Raw genomic sequence first — 23752 nt, 5'->3', positions numbered from 1 at the left:
TGAGGGAGAGCGCGAGGATTGCCCCAGGGTAAGGTCGTATCGGCGGTCGATCAGTTCCGCGAACAGGCACTAAAGTGTCCATTCCCTGCTGCCGTTGAGCTCATCGGCGAGAAATGGGCGTTCCTGATCCTTCGCGGCGCCTTCAACGAGCTTCAGCATTTCGAGGAATTCCAGGCCGGCCTCGGGATCGCGCGCAACATCCTGTCAGATCGCCTCGCGAAGATGGTCGCCGGCGGGATCATGCAGCGGACGCCCGACCCCTCCGACCGGCGCAAGGTCATCTATTCGCTGACGCCCAAGGGTGAAGCGCTGATGCCCGTCGTCCTGGCGCTTCGGCAATGGGGCGAAGATTGGGGAAGTGGACCGGCTGACATCGTGCTGGTCGACCGCAACACCGGCATTCCGGTGCAAAAAATCTGCGTTCAGTCCCAAGACGGCCAGCGGCTCCGCCATGACGATATCGTCTGGGCATCGCGCAGCGAAGCCGAGGTCGCGGCCCGCAAGGGTAAGGCGGCCTAAGAGAAAAGGGCCGGCGGACCGGCCCTTCCCAATTTCGTTCGGCTGAAAGCCTTACTCGTAGTCGCCACCGCTCGGAGTCGGGCGGGCGGAGCGGCTGCCGTCAGGCGCAGAGCCTCGGCGGCGTCGCTGAGCGAGGACAGCTCTTCCGTCTCGTCCTCCTCGTCGATGCGGACGCGCTGCAGGCCATTGACGATCGCCTCTTCCATCTCGTTCGGACGGATGGTGGTTTCGGCAATCTCGCGCAGAGCGACGACCGGATTCTTGTCGCGATCGCGATCGATCGTCAGGTCGGCACCCGACGAGATCTGGCGAGCGCGCTGCGCTGCAAAAAGGATGAGGTCGAACCGATTCGAGACCTTGTCGACGCAATCTTCGACCGTGACGCGAGCCATGTGCGCTCCGAAATGTGCTTGTAAGCGGGTTGGAAGAGAGGTGCGATTAGGGGTTGGGGGTCCAAAAGTCAAGGATTCCAGAGTCGGCGCGGCTTGCGCCGTCCCCGCCGCACCGGCACAGCGATGCCATGGCGGACCAGCCCAAACCCGCGACCGCGACCGCCGACCGGGTGCATGCGACCGTCGGCGGCGACCAGCTAGAGCTGATCGAGTCCGGCACCGAGCGGATCGAGACCCTTCTCCAGATCATCGCAGAAGCGAAGGAAAGCGTCCGGATCCTCTTCTACATCTTCGATAGTGACGATTCGGGCCGCCGCGTCCGCGACGCGCTGGTCGAGGCCGCCGGGCGGGGAGCGACCGTCCACCTGCTGGTCGACGGCTTCGGCTGCTCGACGGCCGAACCCGACTTCTTCCAGCCGCTCAAGGACGCAGGGGGCGACTTCTGCGTGTTCAACCCGCGATACGGGTCGCGCTACCTCGTCCGCAATCACCAGAAGCTGGTCGTTGCCGATGACCGGATCGGCCTGATCGGGGGGCCAATATCCAGGACAGCTACCTCACCGACGAGGGCGACAAGCGCTGGCGGGACTTGTGGGTGCGGATCGAGGGTCCGGCGATGGCACCGGCGGGAGAATATTTCGATTCGGTCTTCCGCTGGACCAAGCGGAAGAACGCGAAGCTACGGCAATTACGGCGGATCGTTGCCCGGCACACGCAGCACCGCGGCGTTTTGCAGTGGAAGTTCAGCGGGCCACTCAGCCGCAAGCATAGCTGGCCGGCCGCACTGTCGCGGGAGATGTCGGGCGCCAAGGAGATTGGCATCATCGCCGCCTATTTCTCGCCGCCCTGGTCGGTGATGCGGCGGCTCGGCCGGATCGCTCGCGGCGGAGGCAAGGTCCAGATCATCACCGCGTCCAAGTCCGACAACACTGCGACGATCGGTGCTGCACGCCACACCTATTCACGCCTGCTGAAGCGCGGGATCGAGATGTTCGAGTATCGGCCGGCCAAGCTCCACACCAAGCTCGCCATTGTCGACGACGTCGTCCACATCGGCTCGGCCAACCTCGACTTTCGCAGCCTCTACATCAATCTCGAGATCATGCTGCGGATCGACGACGCGAACTTCGCGGCCAGCATGCGGCGCTATTTCGATGGCGAGCGCGCGGACAGCGAGCAGATCACGCTCGCATTGCATCGCAAGCGGGCCACGCTGTGGCGGCGGTTCAAGTGGACGGTGTCGCACTGGCTGGTGACGTCGATGGACTACACCGTCACCAAGAGGCTGAACTTCAACGAAGGCTAGTTTGCCGACCCGTTCTTCCAGGCCCAGAAAAGGGTCGCGGGGGCACGTTGATCCATTCGAAGCCGCGGTCGATCTTGTCGAAGTGCGGCTTGATGAAGTCGAGCACCTTCGGGCTGAACTGGTAGACGAGAAAGGCGCCGCCGGGACGAATCACCCGCGCCGTCGCCTCGGCGATCGCGTCGCCGACACCGGGGGGAGGGTCGAGAAAGGCAGGCCTGAAAGGACGAAGTCGGCATCGGGAAGGCCGCGATCCGACAGGATCTTCTCGACGTCTGCGGCCGAACCGGTGACCGGAACCAGCCTTTCGTCGTCGATCGATTCCTTGAGGTAGCTGGTGAATTCCGGGTTGGTGTCGATCGTCACCAGCTTCGCGTCCGGCGCCATGCGCTCGAGAATTGGGCGCGTGAAGGTGCCGACGCCCGGGCCGTATTCGACGAACAGCTTCGTGTTTTCCCAGTCCACGCGACCGAGCATCTTGTCGATCAGGATCTTGCTCGACGGAATGATCGAACCGACCATCACCGGGTGCTTCAGGAAGCCACGGAGGAATTGCCAGCGCGGGCTTGGACTGCGCCGTGCGGAACGGCGAGCGAGGCGGCGGGGGCCCTTAAGGGTCCGGGCAGTCGAGGTTGGCAAATGAAGCTCCGTGCGGGAAACCGGCGGTTCGTTCGCAAATGCATCGCCTCTTGGCAAGGTTCCGCGGATTTTCCTGCGGCGGGTCGAAACGTTTCGTGCCCGCTTCCTACACCCGGATGTCGTTGATCTGGCACGGTTTCAGGCGCTAATGCGGGCTATGCCGCAGCTTCATTTGTCCAAGGTCGCATTCGGTTGCCGCGACCTCGACATGCTTCGGACGCGCATATCGGCGCGGTCGGAGGGCGGCGAGCTGCGCGTGCCAACGCGGATGCGGCCGAAGCGCGCGGCCGAGTTGGTCGGCGGCAATCTCTACTGGATCGTCAAGCACCGGATCATCGGCAGCAACCGCATCCTCGCCTTCGAGGACCGCGAGGACGCGCGCATCAACATTGTCTGTTCAAGCGAGCTGGAAGCGGTAGTGCCGATGCCGCGCCGGGCACACCAGGGCTGGCGCTACCTGGAGATGGATGCTTCGGAAGCCGCCGACGAGTCCGGCCTGGGCGAGCTTCCACCACGACTTTACGGGCGCCTCTCCGCGCTCGCGCTCGTCTGAATTGAAGTCGCCTTGCCGACGTTCGGAGCGCAAGCTATCGGCTGAAACGCACATTTCAGGAGGCCAAGCATGACCACCCAAACCGTTTCGTCCCGAATCGATGCCAAGGTCGCGGAGCGGGCTATGCTCAGCCATCCTTTCTACCAGGCCTGGACCGAGGGCCGGCTGCCGCTCGACACGCTGCGCGCCTATTCGCGGCAGTATTTCCACCACGTCGAAGCCTTTCCGCGCGCGGTCAGCGCCGTTCACAGCGCCTGCCCCGATCGCGACGGTCGCCGTATGCTGGCAGAGAACCTCGCCGAGGAAGAAGGTCTTGAAGCAGGCAAACAGGATCACGCCAGCCTGTGGCTGATGTTCGCCTGCGGACTTGGCGAAGGCGAGACAGCGGTTCGCGGGCAGAAGCTCAACCCGGAAACCTTGGCGCTCATCACGACTTTCCGCGCTCTGACAAAGCGGTCCTACGCCTCGGGCCTGGGCGCGCTTTATGCTTACGAGAGCCAATTCCCGGGGTAGCCAGCGCCAAGATCGAGGGACTGATCGAGCGTTACGACATCAAGGACGAGGAGACGCTTCGTTTCTTCCGCGTCCATGAAAGCGCCGACGTCGAGCACAGTCAGGTCTGTCGCCAGCTCCTCGACCGCTTGCCACAGGGCGAGCGTGAGGAGGCTGTGGCTGCGGGCGAAGAACTTGCCGGCGCATTGTGGAACTTCCTGTCGGGCGTCGAGCGGGAGGCAGAGCTCGTCCTTCAGTAGTCTGGCGAGCTTGACATGTAGTCAAGCGTCATTGACTTACCGGCTTGAGGTGAGTAAAGCGTCCTTGCCTTAAGGATAAGGATGCTTGTCATGATCGACTCGTTAAAGCGTTCTCCGTCGTGTTGGACGCCTGCCCAGCGCGCTCACAACCGCCGCGTGATCATTGCTTCGCTGGCCTATGTCGCCGCCCTTCTGCCGGTCGTGTACGTGGTGCGCCACGGGCTCGTCACCGACGGTTGGCGCATACCGCTCGCGCTTCTTCCGGCGATGCCGGTCGCCTTCATGTTCGGAAGCTACGCTCGCTACTTGTCGGAGGAGAAAGACGAGTACGTGCGGATGCTGGTGGTGAACCAGATTCTCGTTGCGACAACCGTGTCGATGGTCTGCGCAGTCTTCTGGGGCTTCCTGACCGACCTTGGTGGGGCGCCGCCGATCGCGACCTACTGGATCGCCGTACTCTGGATCGCCGTGCAGGGCGTCAGTGCCTGCATTGCCAGGATCCGGGGCGCGTGAACAACCGCCTGAAGGTGCTCCGCGCCGAACGCAACTGGAGCCAGAACGACCTCGCCGAGCGGCTCGACGTCTCGCGCCAGAGCGTCAACGCGATCGAGACGGGCAAGTACGATCCGTCGCTTCCGCTCGCCTTTCGGATCGCCGAATTGTTCGGCCTGACGATCGAGGAGGTGTTCGAAAGCCCGAGCCGGCGGCGCTCGGGAGCGATCTAGGCGGGCTCGCTCGCGCCCGCCATCGCTTCGTTGATGATCGCTTCGGCCCGGAGGAAAAGCTGCGTATCGACAACGACTCCCGACGCATGAGCATTTTCGAGAACCTGCTCGGGCCGCGAAGCGCCAATGATGGCGGACGCGACATTCGGCTCACGAAGAATCCAGGCGAGTGCAAATTGCGGCAGCGTCAGTCCCGCTTCCTCGGCTATCGGCTTCAGCCGCTGAACGGCGCGCAGCAGGCCCGGCTCCATCAGGCGCTTGATGAACCCACCCATTTCTTCACTCGTCGCTCGAGTGCCAGCGGGCGGCGGCTTGTCCGGATCGTATTTGCCTGACAGCACACCCTGCCCGAGCGGCGACCAGACGATCTGCGAAATGCCATTGTCGGCGCAGAGCGGAATGACCTCGTCCTCCGGCTCGCGCCAGACCAGCGAATATTGCGGCTGGCTGGACACGAACTTGGCGAGACCGCGGGAACTCGAAATCTCCAGGGCTTCGCGAATCTTGTCGGCTGGCCATTCCGAGAAGCCGATGTAGCGCACCTTGCCGCTTTCGACGGCACGGTTGAGCGCATCCATCGTCTCGTCGAGCGGCGATCCGCTGTCGTAGCGGTGACACTGGTAGAGATCGATCACATCCGTCTGCAGCCGCTGCAGCGACGCGTCGAGCTGCTTTTCGATCTGAGCCCGCGACAGGCCGAAGTCCGTGTCCGACATCGGGAAATAGACCTTGGTTGCGAGCACATAGCTGTCGCGATGCCGCGACTTCAGTGCTTCGCCGAGGAAGGTCTCGGCAGCGCCGCGGCCGTAGACGTTGGCCGTGTCGATGAAGTTGATGCCGACGTCGAACGCGGCATCGAGGCAGGCGCGCGCCTTGTCGGCCTCCACGCCGACCCCGTAGGTCAGCCAAGACCCCAGGGAGATTTCCGATACGTTGAGGTCACTGTCGCCAAGCTGCCGATATTGCATGGACCGAGTCCTTTCAGTCGCTCCCTTAGAAGAAAAGTGGGACGTTTGAACGTCGCTCAAGTTGCAAGCCGCCGTGCCTTCCGCGAGTTAGGGTCATGATCATTCGCCTCCCGAGGCCCGACGATAAGCGGCAGTGGCTTGCGTTGTGGGACGGCTACAACCGCTTCTACGAAAGGCACGGACCGACCGCCTTGCCGGATGAGGTCACCGAAACCACCTGGCGCCGATCCTTCGACGAGAACGAACCGGTGCATGCAATTGTGGCTGAAATCGAGGGCCGCCTCGTCGGCTTCACCCACTACCTTTTCCATCGGAGCACGACATCGATCGGACCCAACTGCTACCTTCAGGACCTGTTCGTCCTGGAGGAGGCGCGCGGACGAGGGGTCGCTTCGGCCCTGATCGATGCCGTGGGAAGAGCAGCGAAGGAGCAGGGCGCGCAGCGCGTCTACTGGCAAACACACGAGAACAACCAACGCGCCAGGGCGCTTTACGATCGCATCGCGGAGCGATCCGGCTTTCTCATCTACCGCATTACCCTCTAGGGCGGCGCCAATGGCAGACCTTCAGTTTCTCGATGCCGGCGACGGCCAACGACTGGCGTACCGCAAGCGGGATGGTCGCGGGCCGACTCTTGTCTTCCTGCCCGGCTATGCCTCGGACATGGAAGGATCGAAAGCAGTCGCGCTCGACGCCTTCGCAGCGAAGCAAGGTCTCGACCTTCTTCGCTTCGATTACTCCGGGACCGGCGCGTCCGAAGGCGTTTTCGAAGGGGCACGCTTGCGCGCTGGCTCGACGATGCGTTGCTGGTCATCGACCGATTGACGGACGGGCCGATCATCGTCCTCGGCTCATCCATGGGCGGGTGGATCGGCCTTCATCTTGCGCTGCGGATGCCGACGAGGGTCACTGCGCTGGTCGGCATTGCCGCAGCACCCGACTTTACGGAATGGGCCTTCCCCCAACATCTGAAGGATCGAATGTCTGCGGGCGAAACGCTGAGGCGTCAGCTTCCCGACGGAAGTGCCCAGGTGACGACGGCGGGCTTCTGGCAATCCGGCCAGGAGATGCAATTGCTCGGGTCCGAGTTGGCCATCGATTGTCCGGTCCGGCTGATCCATGGCGACTGCGACGATGTTGTACCTGTGGAGATCGCGTTCCGCCTCAAGGATCGGCTGCGTTCACGTGATGTGCAGGTGACCGTCATCAAGGGCGGCGGCCATCGCCTGTCGGAGCCGCACGAGATCGACGCGATCCTGCGGACCGTCGGCGCCTTGATGGAGCGCCCCCAATGATCCTCGCCTTCGTTGCCGCCGTTGCCGCCCAGGCGCCATCGGCTTGTCCCAATCTGGTGACTCCGCAGGCTTTCGTCTGCCGCGCGCTTCAGGCGAGCAATGCCGGCAATCCGGATGCGGCCGCGCAAGCGTTCGAACAGGCTGCGGCGGCCCAGACCGACGAGGCGGAAAAGGCGAAATCCTGGGCCGCGGCCGGGAATATGTGGATCGCGGCGAATCAGCCGGGGAAGGCCGCGCTAGCGCTCGACAAGGCTCTGACGGGCACTGGCCTCCAGGCCGAGCAGAGGGGCGAGGCGCTGCTTGATCGCGCGCGGGCTGCCGAAGCGCAGAACGACCTGCCAACCGCTCGCTCGAAGGTCACCGAGGCGGCCCGAACGATCTCGGACGACCCGTTCCTGTGGTACTTTTCCGCGGCTCTCGGAATCCGCGAGAACGACGCCGTCACCGCGAAGGCAGCGATCGGCAGAGCACTCACGCTCGAGCCGAACAATCCGACCATCCTGTTCGAGGCCGGTCATGTCTACCAGTTCGCCGGGGACCTTGCGGCTGCGCGCGACTATTGGTCGCGGGCGTCGGCGGTAGACCCGAATGGCAAGTCGGGACAAGCGGCGCGGGAAGCGCTCAAGATGCTCCCCGCGCCGGCCGTGACGAAGGTTCCCGATCAGCCGAGGTCGTAGTCGATCGTCGTCACCACGCGGACCTTCTGGAACGGCGAGCTGCCGCCCGACGATTCGCAGTCATCGCAGTCTTCGCCGTCACGGGCGCCGACCGAGAAATAGCCCTGGCTGGCCGTCTTCATCTTGCCGACCGATACACCGCTATCGCGCGCGAATTGTTCGGCGCTCTGGCGGGCGTTCTTGTTGGCTTCGGCAATCATCTCCGGCTTCAGGTCATTCAGCTTGGTGAATGTGAAGCTGACGTTGCTTCCACTGCCCACCAGCTCGACGCCGTCGCGCAGTAGCTCGGCCTGGCGTGCATAGGCGGCGCGGACCCTCGCAATGTCGTTCGTTCGCAGCTGGATCGAGCGGCTGACCGTCAGCTTTTGCGGGCCGACCGGCTCGCCGTCGCGATCCGTCGGTTGCTCACGGCTCATCGACACGTCGTAGTCGGTAATCTCCTGCGGCTTGAACCCGGAGCGCTGGAAGAAGGCGCGCACCGACTGCGCTTGCTGATCTACGGCCTGCTGGACCGGCGCGAGCTCCGTCCCTTGGTGCGAAAAATTGACCGACCAGGTAGCCAGGTCGGCGGTCACGTTGCGCTCGGAAACGCCGCGGACGGTGACCGTCCGGTGCTCCGCTAGCTTGTAGCGGCGGAGGCCGTCGCCCAACGCGTAGCCAGCAGTCGTCAAACCCAAAGCAAATATCCCCACCGCGCCCAAAAGGACGGCGCGGCTGTCCTGCAGCTTCTGGATCATGGAAAGTTACCCTGCGTTCGTCGTAAAGCTGACGATCACCGGACACCATCGCCGGTCAGTATCGTCGACGAACCGTGCTTTTATAGCGATGAGTTGAGTGAGGCCAAAATGAAATTTCTCCATTCCATGATCCGCGTGTCGAATCCCGACGACACTGTTGCATTTTTCCAACTGCTCGGACTCGAGGAGCGCCGGCGAATGGACAATGAGGCTGGGCGCTTTTCGCTCATCTTCCTCGGCGTTCCGGGCGATCCCGGCGGGGAAGTCGAGCTGACTCACAACTGGGACGAGATCGGTTATGGCGGCGGCCGCAATTTCGGCCACCTCGCCTATCAGGTCGACGACATCTACGAGACCTGCCAGCGCCTCATGGAGAATGGCGTGACCATCAACCGTCCGCCACGCGACGGGCACATGGCCTTCGTCCGCTCGCCCGACAACATCTCCATCGAGCTGCTCCAGAAGGGCGAGCGCCTGGCACCGGCAGAGCCGTGGGCGTCGATGCCGAACACGGGCGAGTGGTGATGGGCCGTCTGAAAGTCACCGCAGTCCCTGTCCTCAACGACAATTACGTCTGGCTGATTTCCGATCCGGATACCGGCGAGACCGCTGCGGTAGATCCCTCAGTTTCGGAACCGGTGTTGGATGCTGCTGCGGCAGCGGGCCTCAAGATCACGCAGGTGCTCAACACCCATTGGCACCCCGATCATACCGGAGGAAACGACGGCATCCGGGACGCGACCGGCTGCACCGTCACCGGTCCGGCCGAGGCCGAACGCGTGAGCAAGCTCGACCGGATCGTGTCCGAAGGCGACCGCGTCACGGTTGCCGGAACGGAGGCGGTCGTCTGGAACATCCCGGCGCACACCAACGGTCACATCGCATATTATTTCGAGGACGAAGGCATGATCTTCGTCGGCGACACGATGTTCGCCATGGGGTGCGGCCGCCTGTTCGAGGGGACGGCGGAGCAGATGTATTCGAACATGCAGCGGATCGCCTCGCTCCCCGATGACGTCCGCATCTATTGCGGCCACGAATATACGCTCGCCAATGCTCGCTTCGCGTTGCATTCGGAACCGGAGAATACTGCCGTCCAGCAGCGTTTGCAGGCGGTCGAGGCACTCAGAGAGCGCGGCGTCATCACCCTCCCGACGACGGTCGCCGAGGAACGGGCCACCAACCCCTTCGTTCGCGCATCAGACGTGGCAGAATTCGCACGCCGCCGCGGTGACAAAGACAGCTTCCGTTAAGCTCGACAGGCGCTCAAGGAAGACACAAACTCTCGGGAGTCATGCCATGCGAGCACTATCGCTCCTTCTTTCCGCCGCGGCCCTTGCGAGTTGTGCCACGCAGCCGCCATCCCCGACCGAGGCCGCCGAATCCCAGGCGAAGCTGGCCTCGCTGACCGCCGGAAAGGTTGCGGGACAGCCGCTCACCTGTCTGCCGCCGGGTCTCCGCTCGGCGAACATGGAAATCATCGACGACAGCACCATTGCCTACCGCGAGGGCTCGCGCCTGTACGTCAACCATTTGCGCGGCTCCTGCAGTAATCTGAAGTCTGGATTTTACACATTGGTCGTCCGCAGCGGCGGATCGGGCCAGTGCAGCGGAGACATCGCCGACGTTACGGACGTCCGCACCGGCATGACCGCCGGGAGCTGCGCGCTGGGCGAATTCGTTCCCTACAGGCAGCAGTAGAGAGGTCGACTTGCGCGTCCTCGCCATCGCCGCCTGCGCCACCCTCGCCGCCTGCGCGGCCCAGCCGCCGAGCCCGACGGAAATCGCGAAGTCGCAGGCAGAGCTCCAGAAGCTGATCGGCGGCAAGGTGGCCGGCAAGCCCATCACGTGCCTGCCGCATTATCGGGCCGACGACATGGTGCGGATCGACGACCGCACGATCGCGTTCCGCCAAGGCAGCACGGTGTTCGTCAACCATCTGAACGGCGAATGCTCGAACCTCAAGAGCAGCTTCTACGCGCTCGTCACGCGAGGGAACGGAATGGGACTGTGCAACGGCGACATCGCCCAGGTTCGCGACCTGTCGAATGGAATTACGGTCGGCGCCTGTGCACTCGGGGATTTCATCCCCTACAGCACGCCCCGGCCCTGATCAGTGGTAGAGCGCGTCGAGGCGCTCGCCGTACACCTTCTTGATGACATGGCGCCGGATCTTCAGCGACGGGGTCAGCTGCTCATTGTCCGTCGTGAACGGCTCGTCCGCGATGATGAACCGACGAACCCGCTCGATCACCGACGTATCGCCGTTCACCCGGTCGACCGCCTTTGACAGGATCTGCTGGAGATCCGCCTTCCTGGCGAATTCGGCTTCCGGAACCAGCAGCGCGATCAGATATGGACGGCGGTCGCCGTAGACCATCGCCTGGGCAATCTCCGGCTGCAGGGTCAGCATGCCTTCGACGCGCTGTGGCGAGATGTTGTCGCCCTTGTCGTTGACGATCAGGTCCTTCTTGCGATCGGTGATGACGATACGGCCCTTCTCGTCGAGATGGCCGACGTCGCCCGTGGCCAACCAGCCGTCCTCACCGAGCACGCGCTTGGTCTCGTCGGGGTTGTTCCAATAGCCGTGCATCACGAGTTCGCCGCGAACCATGATCTCGCCGTCCTCGGCGATGCGGACTTCGCAGCCTTTCACCGGCGGTCCGACGCTATCCATGCGGATTCCGGCGGCGGGGCGGTTGCAGCTGATCACCGGGCCGGCTTCCGTCTGGCCGTATCCCTGGAGGAAGGTTAGACCGAGCGACTGGAAGAACAGGCCGACTTCCGGATTGAGCGGAGCGCCGCCGGACACCATCGCCTTGATCCGGCCGCCGAAGCGTGCCTTCACCTTTTTGCGCAGGGTGAGCGACAGGATGCCGTCCATGGGCAGGTCGAGCGGATTGCTGCGGCCCTCGTACCTCTTGGCACCGATCGAAAGCGCGCGACGCAGCAGATAATTGGAGAGGCTGCCGCTCGACTCGATCGTCTTGAGAATCCGCGCCCGCAGCATTTCGAATAGGCGCGGCACAACGACCATGATGGTCGGGCGCACTTCCTCGATGTTGGCCGCCAGCTTCTCGAGGCTTTCCGCATAATAGATCTGCGCCCCGAGCCCGACGGGGAAGTGCTGGCCGCCGGTGTGCTCGTAGGCATGGCTCGCGGGAAGGAACGACAGAAAGATCTCGTCGTCCCAGCCGAAGTCGGTCGAGATGACGTCGGCCGCACCTTCAATGTTGGCGAGGATCGAGCCGTGATGCTGCATCACCCCGCGCGGCGCGCCGCCGGTCCCGCTGGTGTAGATGATGCAGGCAAGGTCGCTTCGCTTCACCGTCTGCATGTCATTCTCAAGCGCCAGGAGGTCGGCATCGCCGGAGACGAGTTCGTCCCAGTGATGGAAATCGACCGTCCCCGGCGCCTGCCCGGTCCGAAGGTCCTCGATGCCGATGATGTGGTGGCATTCGGAGCTGAAAAGCACTGCGGGAATGAGATTGCGGGCAAGCTTCTGGGTCGACACGATCGCCGCCTTGGCCCCGGAATTGCCAAGGATGTGGGTGTGATCTCGTGTCGTGTTCGTCGTGTAAGCCGGAACGGTAACAGCTCCCGCAGCCATGATTCCGAGATCGGCAATCAACCACTCAGGACGATTTTCGCTGACCAGCATGACCCGGTCGCCAGGCTCGACGCCGATGCGCTTGAGGCTATCGGCGAACGCACCGACCTGGCGAGCGGTGTCGCTCCAGCTAATCGGTCGCCACTCGCCTTCTCGCTTCGCCCACAGGAAAGGCGCGTCGCCCTTCTCGCGAGCGCGCGTGAGAAACATCGTCACGAGGTTCGGGAACTGTTCGAGCTGCCGCGCCATGACTCCCCTTCACGATTGCGGAAGCGCTTCTTAGCTGAAACGGCCGTGAGCGCCAGCGCGTGGACGATTCCCGGTCGTTCGGCTAGCGAGCCCCGATGCGCCTGACCCGCCTGTTACTTCCGCTTCTCGCCTGCGTCTGGCTTCCGGCGTGCGCGACTCCGACCACTGCGCAAGCTCCCGTGGCCGAGGCGGCTGCCAAGCCAAAGGCGGAAACGGCCGAGCCGTTCGTCATCGCCGCGAATCCCCTCGCGGCGCAGGCGGGACTGAACGTCTTGAAGCGCGGCGGCAGCGCGGTCGATGCGGCAATCGCCGTCCAGGCCATGCTGTCGCTGGTGGAACCGCAGAGCTCCGGAGTCGGCGGCGGCGCATTCTTGAACTACTTCGACGCGTCCACCGGCAAGATCACTATCTACGACGGCCGCGAAGTCGCACCCGCGCAGGCGACATCGACCATGTTCCTGCGCCCCGACGGGACGCCGCTACCCTTCGACGAGGCGGTGGTCAGCGGCCGGGCGACTGGCGTTCCCGGGCGGTAAAGATGCTGTCCGTCGCGCATGCCGACCACGGCAAGCTCCCCTGGAGCAGCCTCTTTGGCGATGCGGAGCGAACTGCAAGCGGAGGCTTCATCGTCAGCCCGAGGCTCGCGAGGATGATCCACGCCAACTTCGCCGAAAATCGCGCGCCAGACGTCATCGCTTACTTCTCGAAGCCTGACGGCACGCTCCTGAACGCGGGCGACCGGCTGGTGAACAAGTCCTACGCCGACTTCCTGAGTAGGCTGGCGGCGCAGGGGCCCGCTGCTCTCTATTCGGGATCGACCGCCGCCAGGATCGTCGAAAAGGTCCGGCAGGGCGCCTTGCCGGGGTCGCTGACCATGGCCGATCTCGCGGCCTATCGTCCCGTAAAGCGCGTGGCGATCTGCCGCCCCTACCGCGCTTACGAAATGTGCGTTCCGCCACCTCCGTCCAGCGGAGTCGGCCTGATCCAGTTGATGAAGATGCTGGAACTCACCGACATCGGCGCGCGCGGACCAGCGGATCCCCAGTCCTGGTTCCTGTTCGCCGAAGCCAGCCGGCTGATGTACGCCGATCGCGACCGGTATGTCGGTGACGTCCCAAACGTCCCCGTCGAGGGATTGCTCGACCCGGCCTACATCGCGTCGCGCGCAAAGCTGATCGGCCCGGTCGCCGGGCCTCCGCCCCGTGCCGGCATGCCGGCTGGCGCGCTGGTTGCAGCGAACGACGGTACATATGAGCCGACCGGCACGTCCCACCTCATCGTTCGCGACGCCGCCGGGAATGTCGTATCGATGACCACCACCGTCGAGAGCATTTTCGGTTCGGGCCGGATGGTCGACGGCTTCTTCCTCAACAACCAGATGACGGACTTCGCATTCAGGCCGGTCGACGATCAGGGCGCCCAGCCGTCAACGCGGTAGCGCCCGGCAAGCGACCCCGTTCGTCGATGGTGCCCACCATCCTCCTGACCCCTGACGGCAAGTTCGCCGGAGCGATTGGATCGGCCGGCGGCAATGCCATCATCGCCTACGTCGCCAAGTCATTGGTTGCCGCGATCGAGTGGAACATGCCGATGAGCCAAGCGCTCGCGGCGCCGAACCTCGTCGCCCGCGGCGCGAACTTCCAGGGCGAGGTGACCAAGTTTTCGCCCGAGATTCTCAACGGACTTCGCCAGCGCGGCATCGACTTGAAGCCGGGCCAGGGTGAGGATTCGGGACTGACCGGCGTGATCATTCGCGATGGGCGAATCGACGGCGCCGCAGACCCGCGCCGCGAAGGCGTGGTCCTGAGCCTGCCACAGCCCTAGGCGGCGGTTCCGATCACTTCGGAAATGCTGGAATAGCCTTCGCGCTGCAGCCGTTCGGCCAGGCCGCCCGCAATGACTCGGCCGATGTCAGGGCCGTCGAAGACCATTGCCGAGTAGAGTTGCACGAGGCTCGCCCCCGCCGCGATCCTCTCCCACGCGTCGTCGGCAGTGGCGATTCCGCCCACCGCAATCAGCGGGATCTCACCGCCGCTCGCATTGCTGAACGTGCGCAGCGCAGCAAGCGCGAGGCCCTTCAACGGCTCGCCCGACAGGCCGCCAGTTTCGTTCGCGTGCCGTGACTTCAACGCCGGCCGGGATATTGTCGTGTTGGACACGATCAGCGCGTCGACATGATGGTCGAGTGCCGCGCGGACGATGCGCTCGTGATCGCCCGTATTGAGATCGGGCGCGACCTTCAGAAAGACCGGCTTCGACGTTCGGACCTCGTCGACCGCCGCCAGCAGCTCGCGGAGCTCGCCTTCTTCCTGCAATCCCTCAGCCCGGGCGTGTTCGGCGAGCTGATATTGACCGTCAGAAAGCGTGCAACCGGCTCCATTCGCCGGACGCCCAGGCATAGTCCGCGATGCGGTCTTCGCTGTCCTTGTTCGCGCCGATGTTGACGCCGATCACTCCGTGAAGGTGTGTCGTGTGCCGGAGCCGATCGAGCGCGGCGAGCTGTCCGCCATTGTTGAAGCCCATGCGGTTGATCACCGCTCGATCCTCGACCAGCCGAAACAGGCGCGGCTTCGGATTGCCCTTCTGGGGCTTCGGCGTGAGCGTTCCAACCTCGACGAAGCCGAAGCCCAAGCCAAGCATCTGTTCCGGCACCTCGCCGTCCTTGTCGAAGCCGGCCGCGAGCCCGACCGGCGACGGGAAATCGAGGCCTGCGACCGACGTCCGCAGAGAATCCGGGAAGCGCGCCGGATCCAGCTTGGGCGTCATCTTGAGTGCGGTAATGGTGAGGCGGTGGGCCCTCTCGGCATCGAGAGCGAAGGCCAAAGGCCTGATGAGAGGGTAAAGGCGCACCTTTGCTGCTTAGGCTCTCCCCGATGCATCGTCACCAATCCGGTTGAGTTTTCGCGCGCAACGCACTAAATCGGACGCAAATAGTCCGAATTGATATGCGCCTGACCCATCTCGCCGATTATGCGGTCGTGATCATGACTGCCGCCGCCCGCCGGGAGGCTGGTGCGCGCCTGAGCGCGAGCGAGCTGGCTCAGGAGACCGGAGTTCCGTTGCCGACCACCCAGAAATTGATGGGCCGCCTCGCTGCCGAAGGGCTGCTGACCAGCGTCCGAGGTGCGGCCGGCGGGTTCACGCTCGCTCGGCCCGCCGAGGCGATCTCCCTCGCCGATGTCGTCGAGGCGGTCGAAGGGCCGATCGCAATGACCGTCTGCTCCGGGCACGAGGGCGTATCGGACTGCGCGCTCGACGCTCATTGCAAGGTCAAGCCGCACATGGGCGTCGTTGGCAATGCCATCCGCGGTGCGCTTGGCGCGGTCAGCCTGACGGAGCTCGCGCAATGACCGAGCAGACCGCCGTCCGAAACCAGGAAGCCCATGCGGCTGCTGAAAAGCTCGCCGAGTACGAGTGGGGTTTCAGCACCGAGATCGAGCAGGAGTTCGCGCCCAAGGGCCTGAACGAGGACACCGTCCGCTTCATCTCCGGCAAAAAGAACGAGCCGGAATGGATGCTCGACTGGCGCCTCAAGGCCTATCGCGCCTGGCTGGAGATGGAGGAGGTCGACTGGGCCAAGCTCGAGATCCCCGAAATCGACTACCAGGACGCCTATTATTACGCGGCGCCCAAACAGAAGCCGAAGCTGGCCTCGCTCGACGAGCTCGATCCGGAGATTCGCCGCACCTACGAGAAGCTCGGCATTCCGCTGGAAGAGCAGAAGGTGCTCGCCGGCGTCGAAGGTGCGCCGCGCGTGGCGGTCGATGCGGTGTTCGACAGTGTCTCGGTCGCGACCACGTTCCGCGAGGAGCTGAAGAAGGCGGGCGTCATCTTCCTCAGCATCAGCGAGGCGATCCGCGAATATCCGGAGCTCGTGAGGAGGTATCTCGGCTCGGTCGTTCCGCAGCGCGACAATTACTTCGCCTGCCTCAACAGCGCGGTCTTTTCCGATGGTACCTTCGTCTACATCCCCGAGGGCGTGCGCTGCCCGATGGAACTGTCGACCTATTTCCGCATCAACGCGGAGAATACCGGCCAGTTCGAGCGCACCCTGATCGTCGCCGACAAGGGCAGCTACGTCAGCTACCTCGAAGGCTGCACTGCGCCCATGCGCGACGAGAACCAGCTGCATGCGGCGGTGGTCGAGATCTTCGCGCACGAGGACGCCGAGGTGAAATACTCGACGGTCCAGAACTGGTACCCGGGAGACGCCGAGGGCAAGGGCGGCATCTTCAACTTCGTCACCAAGCGCGCGCTTTGCAGCGGCGCGCGGTCGAAGGTCAGCTGGACCCAGGTCGAGACCGGCAGCGCGATCACCTGGAAATATCCGAGCTGCATCCTCAAGGGCGAAGGCAGTGTCGGCGAGTTTTACTCCGTCGCGCTGACAAACAACCGCCAGCAGGCCGACACCGGCACGAAGATGGTGCATATCGGCGCCAACACGCGCTCGACCATCGTGTCGAAGGGCATCAGCGCGGGCAAGTCGAACAATACCTATCGCGGGTTGGTGAAGGTCCTCCCGAACGCGGAAAACGTGCGCAATTTCACGCAGTGCGATTCCCTTCTGCTCGGCGACAAGTGCGGCGCACACACCGTGCCATACATCGAAGTGAAGAACCCAACCGCAACGATCGAGCACGAAGCGACGACGTCGAAGATCAGCGAAGACCAGCTCTTCTACGCGATGAGCCGCGGCCTCGATCAGGAAGCGGCGGTCGCGCTGATCGTCAACGGGTTCGCGCGCGAGGTGCTGAAACAACTGCCGATGGAGTTTGCGGTTGAGGCGCAGAAATTGCTGGGGATTTCGCTAGAGGGCAGTGTCGGATGATGACGTTTGCTCTTGTGGCAGCCTTGGTCACTCCAAATCCAGTGGAACTCGTCGATACTACGAGGAGACTTTCCATCCCGCAGCCAATCTTCTGGGAAATGCAGCCCTATCTCAACTGCTTGATCGAGCAATCCAACGCTCAGTTAAAAGCGATGGGCGGTGCCACAGAAGAGAAATTTCCGGAAATCAAGAGAGTCGCCATCGCAGGTTGTCAGACTGCGCGGGCTTCAACGAAAGCCGCAGCAGTGAAGGCACTACGAAATTCCGATGTCCGCCGGGCAGAAAGATCCGACTACGTCGAGAGAACTTTGATCGCCGTGGAAAACCACGTCTTGGATGCCCCACATCGCGCGGAGCCTGTTCAATGATGCCGCTGTTCTTCCTCGCCGCGATGTCCGCTGACCTGGATGCGCTCGACCAAGCAGTCGCGCATTGCGATCGCGGCACCGCCAATCCTGCATTCTCGGCGGAGGCTGGTCGGCGCTCGGCGTTCCTGCTTCAGACGTATCGAGAGCAGGAGGCGATCGTAGCGGCGCGCCTCGATCTTTCTCAACGCCGCGCCACACTTCGCGATGCCGGCGCGATCAAGAGCGCGGACGAGAAGAAACTGTCGCTGGAAGAAGCGGCGATCGAGGACCGCCAGCGCGCGCTCAACGATCAGCGCATGCTCGAAGGCATTCGCCAGGACACTATGGATTCAATGCGCCGCTACTTCCTCATGAATTGCCCGGCCGGAAGAACCGACAAGTAATATGCTCGAGATTTCCAACCTTCACGCGACCGTCGCCGACAAGCCGATCCTGAACGGCATTTCGCTATCCGTTCCGGCGGGCGAAGTGCACGCGATCATGGGTCCGAACGGATCGGGCAAGTCGACGCTCGGCTACGTCCTGGCGGGCGCCCAGGCTACGACGTAACCGATGGCAGCGTGACCTTTGCAGGCCAGGATTTGCTCGCGCTGGAACCGTTCAAACGTGCAGCGGCGGGCTGTTTCTCGGCTTCCAATATCCGGTCGAAATCCCCGGCGTTTCCTCGCTGCAATTCCTGCGCGAAAGCCTCAATTCACAGCGCCGTTCGCGCGGCGAAAGCGAGCTGACCGGCGGCGAGTTCATCAAGCTTGCGCGCGAACAGGCGTCGCTGCTCGGCATGGACGTCGAGATGCTGAAGCGCCCCGTCAACGTCGGCTTTTCCGGCGGCGAGAAGAAGCGCGCCGAGATGGTCCAGATGGGCATCATGAACCCGAAGTTCGCGGTGCTCGACGAAACCGACAGCGGGCTCGACATCGACGCACTTCGCGCCGTCGGCGCAGGCATCAACCGCATCATGCGCGCACCCGACAAGGGCGTGCTTTTGATCACGCACTACCAGCGGCTGCTCGACTATGTGACGCCGGACAAGGTGCACGTTTTGTATCGCGGCGAAATCGTTCGCAGCGGCGGACCCGAGCTTGCGCACGAGCTTGAGCGCGAAGGCTATGCGGAGGCGGTTGCGTGACCAGCTTCGCGATCATCCTGGGATGCATCGTGTTCATGATCGTTGTCGCGTCCGTGCGCGGCAATCCCGGCCGCGCGATTGCGGATACGACGATCCTGGTGATGATCCTGGGAGCAATCGCGCTGGTCCATTTCGTGCTCGGTCAATTCATCGACACGGGCTTCGTTGCGAAGTCGATTGCGATCGCGTTTGCCGCAGCATTCGCGCTTGACGCGCTGTACGGATTGCTTGCGCCCGAACGGCAAAAGCGACGCGACAAGAAGCTGCGGCGGTTGATGAAGAGGCGCGCATGACGGCACCCTTTCCCACCCGCAAACAGGAAGAATGGCGCTACGCAGATCTCGACGCGCTGAAGCCCGTCTGGGACCAGTTCGCCGAGCCGCGCACGCTGACAATTGCTGCAGGCGAAAGCGCGGAAGAAGTGTGGCTTCCTTCCGGCGACGACGTCCAGTTGAAGCGCCTTGCGATTGCGCTGGGAGCGGGTGCAGATGCACGCATTTTCGTGCTCAACACCGCGCCGGTCTACGGTCGCGTCGAAATCGAAGTGAGCCTCGAAGCGGACGCCAATTTCGAGCTGTTTGCGGCGAACATCGGAGACGGCCAGTCGACCAACGAAATCGTCACCAACGTGCGCCATCTCGGCGAGCGCGGGAGGTCGCGCCAGACGGTTCGTTCGGTGCTCGGCGGCAAGGGCGTGGGATCGTATCTCGGCAAGGTCGAGGTGGCGCGTGGTGCGCAGCGGACCGACGGCGAACAATCGGTGAAGGCGATGCTGCTGGACCGCGGCGCGACGGCGAACTGCAAGCCCGAGCTGGAGATCTACGCGGACGACGTGAAATGCGCGCACGGGCAAGCGTCGGTGAACTCGATCCGATGCAGATGTTCTATGCGCAATCGCGGGGTCTCGATCCCGCAAGCGCACGCGCACTGTTGCTCGAAGGCTTCGTCATGGGCCTCTGGGACAACGTAAAAAATGCTGCGCAGCATGAAGCGATTTGCTGCGCTGCTCGGGATGCCCTGCGGAGGGTCGCGTGACTGCTCCAGTGCGTCTTTCGCCAAACAGCGCATTGGACGTGCGATCGCAATTTCCTGCGGTCGGCGATTGGCATTATCTCGACAGCGCAGCGACTGCACAAAAACCGCAGGCAGTGATCGACGCGATTACCGAGGCATATGCGCGCGATTACGCCACGGTGCATCGCGGCGTGTACCAGCGGTCGAGTGAAATGACCGGCCGCTACGAAGCCGCGCGCACGGCCGCGTCGAAGTTGGTTGGCGGTCAGCCGAACGAGCTCGTCTTCACGCGCGGCGCAACCGAAGCGATCAACCTTGTCGCTCGCCAGTTGCCGAAGGACGGCCGGAATCGCGTGCTGCTGTCGCAGCTCGAGCATCACAGCAATATCGTGCCGTGGCAGCTCGCCGGATATGAAGTCGATGCCGTGCCGCTGACTCCCGACGGCTGCATCGACCTCGACGCTGCCGAAGTGATGGTCACCGACGAGCATCGCGTGATTTCGTTTGCACATGTCTCAAACGTGCTCGGCTCGATCCTCGACGCGAAGCGCGCCGCGGAGATCGCCCACGCGAAAGGCGCCCTGCTGCTGCTGGACGGCTGCCAGGCCGTCCCTCGACTGCCTGTCGACGTCGCTTCGATCGGCGCCGACTTCTACGCCTTTTCCGGCCACAAGCTTTACGGCCCGACCGGCATCGGCTGCCTCTGGGCCGGTACGACCTGCTGAATGCGCTGCCGCCCTGGCAGGGCGGAGGATCGATGATCGACCGGGTCACTTTCGAGCGAACGACCTTCCTCGACGCACCGATGCGCTTCGAGGCCGGGACGCCGCACATTGTCGGAACGGTCGGGCTGCATGCCGCCATCGACTGGGTCGAGGGTCTCTCGCTCGAGGCCATCCATGCGCACGAATCGGCGCTGGTCGCCGAGGCTCGTGCGGCCCTGTCCGGCATTGATGGCGTAACGCTTTACGGACCGGAGGACAGCGCCGGAATCGTCAGTTTCAACGTCGACGGGGTGCATCCGCACGACACCGCCACCATATTGGACGACGTGGGCGTTGCCGTCCGCGCCGGGCATCATTGCGCACAGCCGCTGATGGATGTCCTTGGCGTTCCGGCGACCGCTCGGCGAGCTTCGCGGCGCACAGCGACAGCTCGGACATCGAGGCACTGGTGTGCGGGATCGAACAGGTGAAACGGATTTTCGGGTGAACGAGGAACGGAAGATCGAGGCGGAAGAAGTGGAAGCGGTAACGCCGCCGCCGCGCGCCCGCGTTACCGAGACGTTCGAGCGCAAGCGCGACTATCTGACCGGCTTCCTGTCTGGCGAGACCAAGCCAGTCGACGAACCGCCCGCGAACGAGGATCTCACGAGCAACGTCATCGACGCACTGAAGTCGATCTACGACCCGGAGATCCCGGTCGACATCTACGAGCTTGGCCTCATCTACGACGTCGTGATCAGCGAGGATGGCGATGCGGTCGTCACCATGACGTTGACGACGCCGCATTGTCCGGTGGCGGAGTCGCTTCCGAACGAAGTCGAGCTTCGCGTGCTCTCGGTGCCCGGCATCCGCGATGCGGAAGTGAAACTGGTCTGGGACCCGCCATGGGACCCATCGAAGATGAGCGACGAGGCCCGCCTAGAACTGGGTATGCTGTGAGCGGTATGTGTAATGGATAGGGAAACGAAAGTCCGCGCCCCGCGTCCGGCCGCGATCTCACTGACGGATTCCGCGCGCGACCGGATCGCCGACCTGATGAGCCGTGCACCGGCGGACGCCATCGGCGTGAAGCTTTCGACTCCGCGTCGGGCTGCTCGGGCCTAGCCTATTCGGTCGACTATGTGACCGAGGCCAGCGCGATGGACGAGAAGATCGAGACGCCCGGCGGACCTTCTATGTCGATGGAGCCTCGGTGCTCTACCTGGTTGGATCGGTCATGGACTGGCGCGAAGACGACTTTGCCGCCGGCTTCGTGTTCGACAATCCGAATGCGAAGGGCGCGTGCGGCTGCGGCGAAAGCTTCACCGTCTGATCCAAAGGCGTTATTCTCCCCGATGAAGGGAGCGCGCCCATGTCTCTGCTAGCCCTGCTCGGCATAGCCGCCTCGGCCCACGTCGTCACTCCGCCGTCTCCGCTCAGTCCCGGTCCGCTGGGCAAGGACAAATGCGCCAATGCCACAAGTCGCCAGGCCGGAGATCCGGCGGCTCTCAAAGGCGATCCAGCCAAGCCGAGAAAGCTGACGGAGCTTCCCGACGCACAATCCTATGCCGCGGTCTATCGCCTGGTCGACGGTTGTGCGGTGCCCATTCTCTACCGCGACGTTCGTGAGGTGCGGCCGCCCAGGCCCTGACCATTTGCGAGAATGCGGAAAGGGCTAGGCGCTCGCCATGCCCGCGAGCGTCTCAGCCGAATTCAGCCACATTCGCGACTGGATCTTCGACCTCGACAACTGCCTGTACCCAGCGGGAGCCAGCTGTTCGAGCTGATCGACGAGCGGATGACCGCCTACATCGAAAGGCTTCTCGGCGTCGATGCGATCGAAGCGCGACGGGTCCAGAAGATGCACTTCCATGGATCCGGCACTACGCTCGCTGGACTGATGAGAGATCACGACGTCGATCCCCATCATTTCATGGGCGACGTACATGACATCCCGCTCGACCGTCTCACCCGGGACGACCGGCTTGTCACGGCGCTGAGCCGGCTGCCCGGCCGCAAGTTCATCCACACCAATGGCAATGCCGAATATGCGTGGAAGGTACTCGACCGCCTTGGCATCGCTGCTGTCGTCGATCACCTGCACGATATCTTCGCGGCGGACCTGACCCCCAAGCCCGAGCTACACGGCTATCAAAAATTGCTCGACCAGTTCGGGATCGACCCGACGCAAGCGGTCATGGTTGAGGACATGGTTCGCAACCTGGGCCCCGCGAAATCGCTCGGAATGACGACAGTCTGGGTGGACAATGGGTCGGAGCGCGGCAACCACGGTTATGACGACGCAATCGTCGACGTTCGGGTGACAGACGTCGGCGAATGGCTCGAAAGTATCTTGAAGGACGATCGATGAGCGACAGCCTGCAGCAGACAATCGACGCCGCCTGGGAAGACCGCAATTCGGTCGGACCGGATACGAAGGGCGAGATTCGCTCGGCGGTCGACGGCGCCATCGCCGCGCTCGACAGCGGGGACCGCAGGATCGCCGAGAAGGTCGATGGCGAATGGGTCGTCAATCAGTGGCTGAAAAAGGCCGTCCTGCTTTCCTTTCGGCTCAATCCGATGGAGCATATTGCGGGCGGACCCGGCGGCTCGAACTGGTGGACAAGGTTCCGTCGAAGTTCGTCGGCTGGAGCGACAAGGATTTTGAAGCCGCGGCGTTCCGTGCGGTGCCCGGGAGCATTGTCCGCCGTGGCGCCTACATCGCACCGGGCGCCGTGTTGATGCCAAGCTTCGTGAACATCGGCGCGCGCGTAGGCGAAGGCACGATGGTCGACACCTGGGCGACGGTCGGAAGCTGCGCTCAGATCGGCAAGAACGTCCACATTTCCGGCGGCGCGGGATTGGCGGGGTGCTCGAGCCTCTACAGGCCGGGCCCGTTATCATCGAGGACGACTGCTTCATCGGCGCTCGCTCCGAGGTCGCAGAAGGCGTGATCGTCGAACAGGGGCAGTGCTGTCGATGGGCGTGTTCCTCGGCGCTTCGACGAAAGTCGTCGATCGCGCTTCGGGCGAGGTCGTCTACGGCCGCGTTCCCGCCTACTCGGTTGTGGTACCCGGCGCCTTGCCCGGCAAGGACGGCGGTCCCTCGCTGGCCTGCGCGGTGATCGTGAAGCGCGTCGATGAGCGCACGCGGTCGAAGACCAGCATCAACGAGCTTCTCCGCGACTGATAAGCTGAGCTTATGATCTGAAACCGCCCTTTTGTTGGCGGCCCGGCCCGGCGTCAGTCAGAATCCGGAGATGACGAAGCTCGATCAGGAAGCGTTTGAGAGCA

At 63.5% G+C, this 23752-nt stretch carries 25 protein-coding genes and 11 pseudogenes; 30 read left to right on the top strand and 6 right to left on the bottom strand.

Annotated features, from left to right (window positions below; all coding sequences use genetic code 11):
* The first annotated feature begins 18 nt into the window (after positions 1 to 18).
* A complete protein-coding gene (locus H9L15_RS07040) occupies positions 19 to 519 on the top strand; it encodes a winged helix-turn-helix transcriptional regulator (RefSeq protein ID WP_187715651.1) in 501 nt (166 codons plus the stop codon).
* 51 nt (positions 520 to 570) lie between these two features.
* Here H9L15_RS07040 and rpoZ read toward each other — a convergent pair.
* A pseudogene (gene rpoZ, locus H9L15_RS07035) lies at positions 571 to 911 on the bottom strand (DNA-directed RNA polymerase subunit omega).
* A gap of 128 nt (positions 912 to 1039) precedes the next feature.
* Here rpoZ and H9L15_RS20270 point away from each other — a divergent pair.
* Together H9L15_RS20270 and H9L15_RS07025 are read left to right on the top strand one after the other, a co-directional pair.
* Positions 1040 to 1384, top strand: a pseudogene (locus H9L15_RS20270) (phospholipase D-like domain-containing protein); the annotation flags it as partial.
* Positions 1385 to 1506: 122 nt separating this feature from the next.
* The gene (locus H9L15_RS07025; protein ID WP_223276581.1) at positions 1507 to 2217 is read left to right on the top strand and encodes a phospholipase D-like domain-containing protein; all 711 of its coding nucleotides are present in this window, start codon (positions 1507 to 1509) and stop codon (positions 2215 to 2217) included.
* Here the strand turns inward: H9L15_RS07025 and H9L15_RS07020 are convergent.
* Positions 2214 to 2853, bottom strand: a pseudogene (locus H9L15_RS07020) (class I SAM-dependent methyltransferase). The gene H9L15_RS07025 and the pseudogene H9L15_RS07020 sit on opposite strands and share 4 nt — an antisense overlap.
* Positions 2854 to 3010: 157 nt before the next feature.
* Here H9L15_RS07020 and H9L15_RS07015 point away from each other — a divergent pair.
* The 5 genes and pseudogenes from H9L15_RS07015 (at position 3011) to H9L15_RS07000 (ending at position 4883) form a co-directional block, all read left to right on the top strand.
* A complete protein-coding gene (locus tag H9L15_RS07015) occupies positions 3011 to 3406 on the top strand; it encodes a DUF1489 family protein (protein WP_187715647.1) in 396 nt (131 codons plus the stop codon).
* Positions 3407 to 3475: 69 nt separating this feature from the next.
* Complete coding sequence (locus tag H9L15_RS07010; RefSeq protein WP_187715646.1) at positions 3476 to 3919, top strand: thiaminase II/PqqC family protein; 444 nt, start codon at positions 3476 to 3478, stop codon at positions 3917 to 3919.
* A pseudogene (locus H9L15_RS20265) lies at positions 3907 to 4026 on the top strand (pyrroloquinoline quinone biosynthesis protein PqqC); the annotation flags it as partial. The gene H9L15_RS07010 and the pseudogene H9L15_RS20265, both read left to right, overlap by 13 nt.
* 288 nt (positions 4027 to 4314) lie before the next feature.
* A complete protein-coding gene (locus tag H9L15_RS07005) occupies positions 4315 to 4671 on the top strand; it encodes a hypothetical protein (protein WP_223276580.1) in 357 nt (118 codons plus the stop codon).
* Positions 4668 to 4883, top strand: coding sequence for a helix-turn-helix transcriptional regulator (locus H9L15_RS07000; protein ID WP_187715644.1), 216 nt, complete (start codon positions 4668 to 4670; stop codon positions 4881 to 4883). The genes H9L15_RS07005 and H9L15_RS07000 overlap by 4 nt, the downstream gene beginning before the upstream one ends.
* On the opposite strand, the gene H9L15_RS06995 is transcribed toward H9L15_RS07000, so the two are convergent.
* On the bottom strand, positions 4880 to 5851 hold the full coding sequence (locus H9L15_RS06995) for an aldo/keto reductase family protein (RefSeq protein WP_187715643.1): 972 nt from the start codon (positions 5849 to 5851) through the stop codon (positions 4880 to 4882). The genes H9L15_RS07000 and H9L15_RS06995 overlap by 4 nt on opposite strands.
* Before the next feature lie 95 nt (positions 5852 to 5946).
* On the opposite strand from H9L15_RS06995, the gene H9L15_RS06990 reads away from it, so the two are divergent.
* From H9L15_RS06990 to H9L15_RS06980, 3 genes are all read left to right on the top strand, one after another.
* Positions 5947 to 6396, top strand: a complete 450-nt coding sequence (locus H9L15_RS06990) for a GNAT family N-acetyltransferase (protein WP_187715642.1) — start codon at positions 5947 to 5949, stop codon at positions 6394 to 6396.
* A gap of 126 nt (positions 6397 to 6522) precedes the next feature.
* A complete protein-coding gene (locus H9L15_RS06985) occupies positions 6523 to 7146 on the top strand; it encodes an alpha/beta hydrolase (protein WP_223276658.1) in 624 nt (207 codons plus the stop codon).
* The gene (locus H9L15_RS06980) at positions 7143 to 7823 is read left to right on the top strand and encodes a tetratricopeptide repeat protein (protein ID WP_187715641.1); all 681 of its coding nucleotides are present in this window, start codon (positions 7143 to 7145) and stop codon (positions 7821 to 7823) included. The genes H9L15_RS06985 and H9L15_RS06980 overlap by 4 nt, the downstream gene beginning before the upstream one ends.
* Here H9L15_RS06980 and H9L15_RS06975 read toward each other — a convergent pair.
* Complete coding sequence (locus H9L15_RS06975) at positions 7808 to 8560, bottom strand: SIMPL domain-containing protein (RefSeq protein WP_187715640.1); 753 nt, start codon at positions 8558 to 8560, stop codon at positions 7808 to 7810. The genes H9L15_RS06980 and H9L15_RS06975 overlap by 16 nt on opposite strands.
* Positions 8561 to 8668: 108 nt before the next feature.
* Here H9L15_RS06975 and H9L15_RS06970 point away from each other — a divergent pair, with 108 nt between their 5' ends.
* From H9L15_RS06970 to H9L15_RS06955, 4 genes are read left to right on the top strand one after another with little or no spacing between them, the layout of a single operon-like run.
* Positions 8669 to 9085 carry a VOC family protein gene (locus H9L15_RS06970; protein ID WP_187715639.1) on the top strand — a complete coding sequence of 139 codons (417 nt, stop codon included), beginning with the start codon at positions 8669 to 8671 and terminating at the stop codon, positions 9083 to 9085.
* A complete protein-coding gene (gene gloB, locus H9L15_RS06965) occupies positions 9085 to 9813 on the top strand; it encodes a hydroxyacylglutathione hydrolase (RefSeq protein WP_187715825.1) in 729 nt (242 codons plus the stop codon). Before H9L15_RS06970 ends, gloB begins: the two co-directional genes overlap by 1 nt.
* A 46-nt stretch (positions 9814 to 9859) precedes the next feature.
* Positions 9860 to 10261 (top strand): hypothetical protein, encoded by a 402-nt coding sequence (locus H9L15_RS06960; protein WP_187715638.1) that lies wholly within the window; start codon positions 9860 to 9862, stop codon positions 10259 to 10261.
* 10 nt (positions 10262 to 10271) lie between these two features.
* Positions 10272 to 10673, top strand: coding sequence for a hypothetical protein (locus H9L15_RS06955; protein WP_187715637.1), 402 nt, complete (start codon positions 10272 to 10274; stop codon positions 10671 to 10673).
* On the opposite strand, the gene H9L15_RS06950 is transcribed toward H9L15_RS06955, so the two are convergent.
* A complete protein-coding gene (locus H9L15_RS06950; RefSeq protein WP_187715636.1) occupies positions 10674 to 12419 on the bottom strand; it encodes an AMP-dependent synthetase/ligase in 1746 nt (581 codons plus the stop codon).
* Positions 12420 to 12514: 95 nt separating this feature from the next.
* Between H9L15_RS06950 and H9L15_RS18690 the strand changes: the two are divergent.
* Positions 12515 to 13857: pseudogene (locus tag H9L15_RS18690) on the top strand (gamma-glutamyltransferase family protein).
* Between the two features lie 26 nt (positions 13858 to 13883).
* Positions 13884 to 14243: a gamma-glutamyltransferase gene (locus H9L15_RS18685; protein ID WP_262984939.1), complete on the top strand. Its 360-nt coding sequence runs from the start codon at positions 13884 to 13886 to the stop codon at positions 14241 to 14243.
* Here H9L15_RS18685 and H9L15_RS06940 read toward each other — a convergent pair.
* Positions 14240 to 15269: pseudogene (locus H9L15_RS06940) on the bottom strand (quinone-dependent dihydroorotate dehydrogenase). The gene H9L15_RS18685 and the pseudogene H9L15_RS06940 overlap by 4 nt on opposite strands.
* Positions 15270 to 15364: 95 nt before the next feature.
* Between H9L15_RS06940 and H9L15_RS06935 the strand changes: the two are divergent.
* The 13 genes and pseudogenes from H9L15_RS06935 (at position 15365) to dapD (ending at position 23648) form a co-directional block, all read left to right on the top strand.
* On the top strand, positions 15365 to 15769 hold the full coding sequence (locus tag H9L15_RS06935; protein ID WP_187715635.1) for an SUF system Fe-S cluster assembly regulator: 405 nt from the start codon (positions 15365 to 15367) through the stop codon (positions 15767 to 15769).
* Entirely contained in the window at positions 15766 to 17247 is a 1482-nt protein-coding gene (gene sufB, locus H9L15_RS06930; RefSeq protein ID WP_187715634.1) for a Fe-S cluster assembly protein SufB, read from the top strand. Before H9L15_RS06935 ends, sufB begins: the two co-directional genes overlap by 4 nt.
* Positions 17244 to 17615 carry a hypothetical protein gene (locus H9L15_RS06925; protein WP_187715633.1) on the top strand — a complete coding sequence of 124 codons (372 nt, stop codon included), beginning with the start codon at positions 17244 to 17246 and terminating at the stop codon, positions 17613 to 17615. Before sufB ends, H9L15_RS06925 begins: the two co-directional genes overlap by 4 nt.
* A complete protein-coding gene (locus H9L15_RS06920; protein WP_187715632.1) occupies positions 17612 to 17998 on the top strand; it encodes a hypothetical protein in 387 nt (128 codons plus the stop codon). Before H9L15_RS06925 ends, H9L15_RS06920 begins: the two co-directional genes overlap by 4 nt.
* A gap of 1 nt (position 17999) precedes the next feature.
* Positions 18000 to 18741 (top strand): annotated as a pseudogene (gene sufC / locus H9L15_RS06915) (Fe-S cluster assembly ATPase SufC).
* On the top strand, positions 18738 to 19034 hold the full coding sequence (locus H9L15_RS06910; RefSeq protein WP_187715631.1) for a hypothetical protein: 297 nt from the start codon (positions 18738 to 18740) through the stop codon (positions 19032 to 19034). Before sufC ends, H9L15_RS06910 begins: the two are co-directional and overlap by 4 nt.
* A pseudogene (locus H9L15_RS06905) lies at positions 19031 to 19776 on the top strand (SufB/SufD family protein). Before H9L15_RS06910 ends, H9L15_RS06905 begins: the two are co-directional and overlap by 4 nt.
* A gap of 8 nt (positions 19777 to 19784) precedes the next feature.
* A pseudogene (locus H9L15_RS06900) lies at positions 19785 to 20967 on the top strand (cysteine desulfurase).
* Positions 20964 to 21419: an SUF system Fe-S cluster assembly protein gene (locus H9L15_RS06895; RefSeq protein ID WP_187715630.1), complete on the top strand. Its 456-nt coding sequence runs from the start codon at positions 20964 to 20966 to the stop codon at positions 21417 to 21419. The pseudogene H9L15_RS06900 and the gene H9L15_RS06895 overlap by 4 nt, the downstream one beginning before the upstream one ends.
* A gap of 12 nt (positions 21420 to 21431) precedes the next feature.
* Positions 21432 to 21792 (top strand): annotated as a pseudogene (locus tag H9L15_RS06890) (HesB/IscA family protein).
* A gap of 39 nt (positions 21793 to 21831) precedes the next feature.
* A complete protein-coding gene (locus H9L15_RS06885; protein WP_187715629.1) occupies positions 21832 to 22110 on the top strand; it encodes a hypothetical protein in 279 nt (92 codons plus the stop codon).
* Positions 22111 to 22257: 147 nt separating this feature from the next.
* Positions 22258 to 22830, top strand: coding sequence for an HAD-IA family hydrolase (locus H9L15_RS06880; protein WP_317617611.1), 573 nt, complete (start codon positions 22258 to 22260; stop codon positions 22828 to 22830).
* Positions 22827 to 23648 (top strand): annotated as a pseudogene (dapD, locus tag H9L15_RS06875) (2,3,4,5-tetrahydropyridine-2,6-dicarboxylate N-succinyltransferase). The gene H9L15_RS06880 and the pseudogene dapD overlap by 4 nt, the downstream one beginning before the upstream one ends.
* The last annotated feature ends 104 nt before the right edge of the window (positions 23649 to 23752 follow it).

This window comes from Sphingomonas daechungensis (genome assembly GCF_014489495.1).
GTDB classification, from domain to species: Bacteria; Pseudomonadota; Alphaproteobacteria; order Sphingomonadales; family Sphingomonadaceae; genus Sphingomicrobium; species Sphingomicrobium daechungense.
The sequence above is the reverse complement of the archived record's forward strand: the minus strand, read 5'-3'. Positions and strand labels throughout refer to the sequence as shown.

Bases quoted from the DNA above. Each gene is read 5' to 3' on its own strand.
- H9L15_RS07015 (WP_187715647.1), top strand. From the start codon at position 3,011: ATGCCGCAGCTTCATTTGTCCAAGGTCGCATTCGGTTGCCGCGACCTC.
- H9L15_RS07010 (WP_187715646.1), top strand. From the start codon at position 3,476: ATGACCACCCAAACCGTTTCGTCCCGAATCGATGCCAAGGTCGCGGAG.
- H9L15_RS06995 (WP_187715643.1), bottom strand. From the start codon at position 5,851: ATGCAATATCGGCAGCTTGGCGACAGTGACCTCAACGTATCGGAAATC.
- H9L15_RS06990 (WP_187715642.1), top strand. From the start codon at position 5,947: ATGATCATTCGCCTCCCGAGGCCCGACGATAAGCGGCAGTGGCTTGCG.
- H9L15_RS06980 (WP_187715641.1), top strand. From the start codon at position 7,143: ATGATCCTCGCCTTCGTTGCCGCCGTTGCCGCCCAGGCGCCATCGGCT.
- H9L15_RS06975 (WP_187715640.1), bottom strand. From the start codon at position 8,560: ATGATCCAGAAGCTGCAGGACAGCCGCGCCGTCCTTTTGGGCGCGGTG.
- H9L15_RS06970 (WP_187715639.1), top strand. From the start codon at position 8,669: ATGAAATTTCTCCATTCCATGATCCGCGTGTCGAATCCCGACGACACT.
- gloB (WP_187715825.1), top strand. From the start codon at position 9,085: ATGGGCCGTCTGAAAGTCACCGCAGTCCCTGTCCTCAACGACAATTAC.
- H9L15_RS06960 (WP_187715638.1), top strand. From the start codon at position 9,860: ATGCGAGCACTATCGCTCCTTCTTTCCGCCGCGGCCCTTGCGAGTTGT.
- H9L15_RS06950 (WP_187715636.1), bottom strand. From the start codon at position 12,419: ATGGCGCGGCAGCTCGAACAGTTCCCGAACCTCGTGACGATGTTTCTC.
- H9L15_RS18685 (WP_262984939.1), top strand. From the start codon at position 13,884: ATGGTGCCCACCATCCTCCTGACCCCTGACGGCAAGTTCGCCGGAGCG.
- H9L15_RS06935 (WP_187715635.1), top strand. From the start codon at position 15,365: ATGCGCCTGACCCATCTCGCCGATTATGCGGTCGTGATCATGACTGCC.
- sufB (WP_187715634.1), top strand. From the start codon at position 15,766: ATGACCGAGCAGACCGCCGTCCGAAACCAGGAAGCCCATGCGGCTGCT.
- H9L15_RS06925 (WP_187715633.1), top strand. From the start codon at position 17,244: ATGATGACGTTTGCTCTTGTGGCAGCCTTGGTCACTCCAAATCCAGTG.
- H9L15_RS06920 (WP_187715632.1), top strand. From the start codon at position 17,612: ATGATGCCGCTGTTCTTCCTCGCCGCGATGTCCGCTGACCTGGATGCG.
- H9L15_RS06885 (WP_187715629.1), top strand. From the start codon at position 21,832: ATGTCTCTGCTAGCCCTGCTCGGCATAGCCGCCTCGGCCCACGTCGTC.
- H9L15_RS06880 (WP_317617611.1), top strand. From the start codon at position 22,258: ATGACCGCCTACATCGAAAGGCTTCTCGGCGTCGATGCGATCGAAGCG.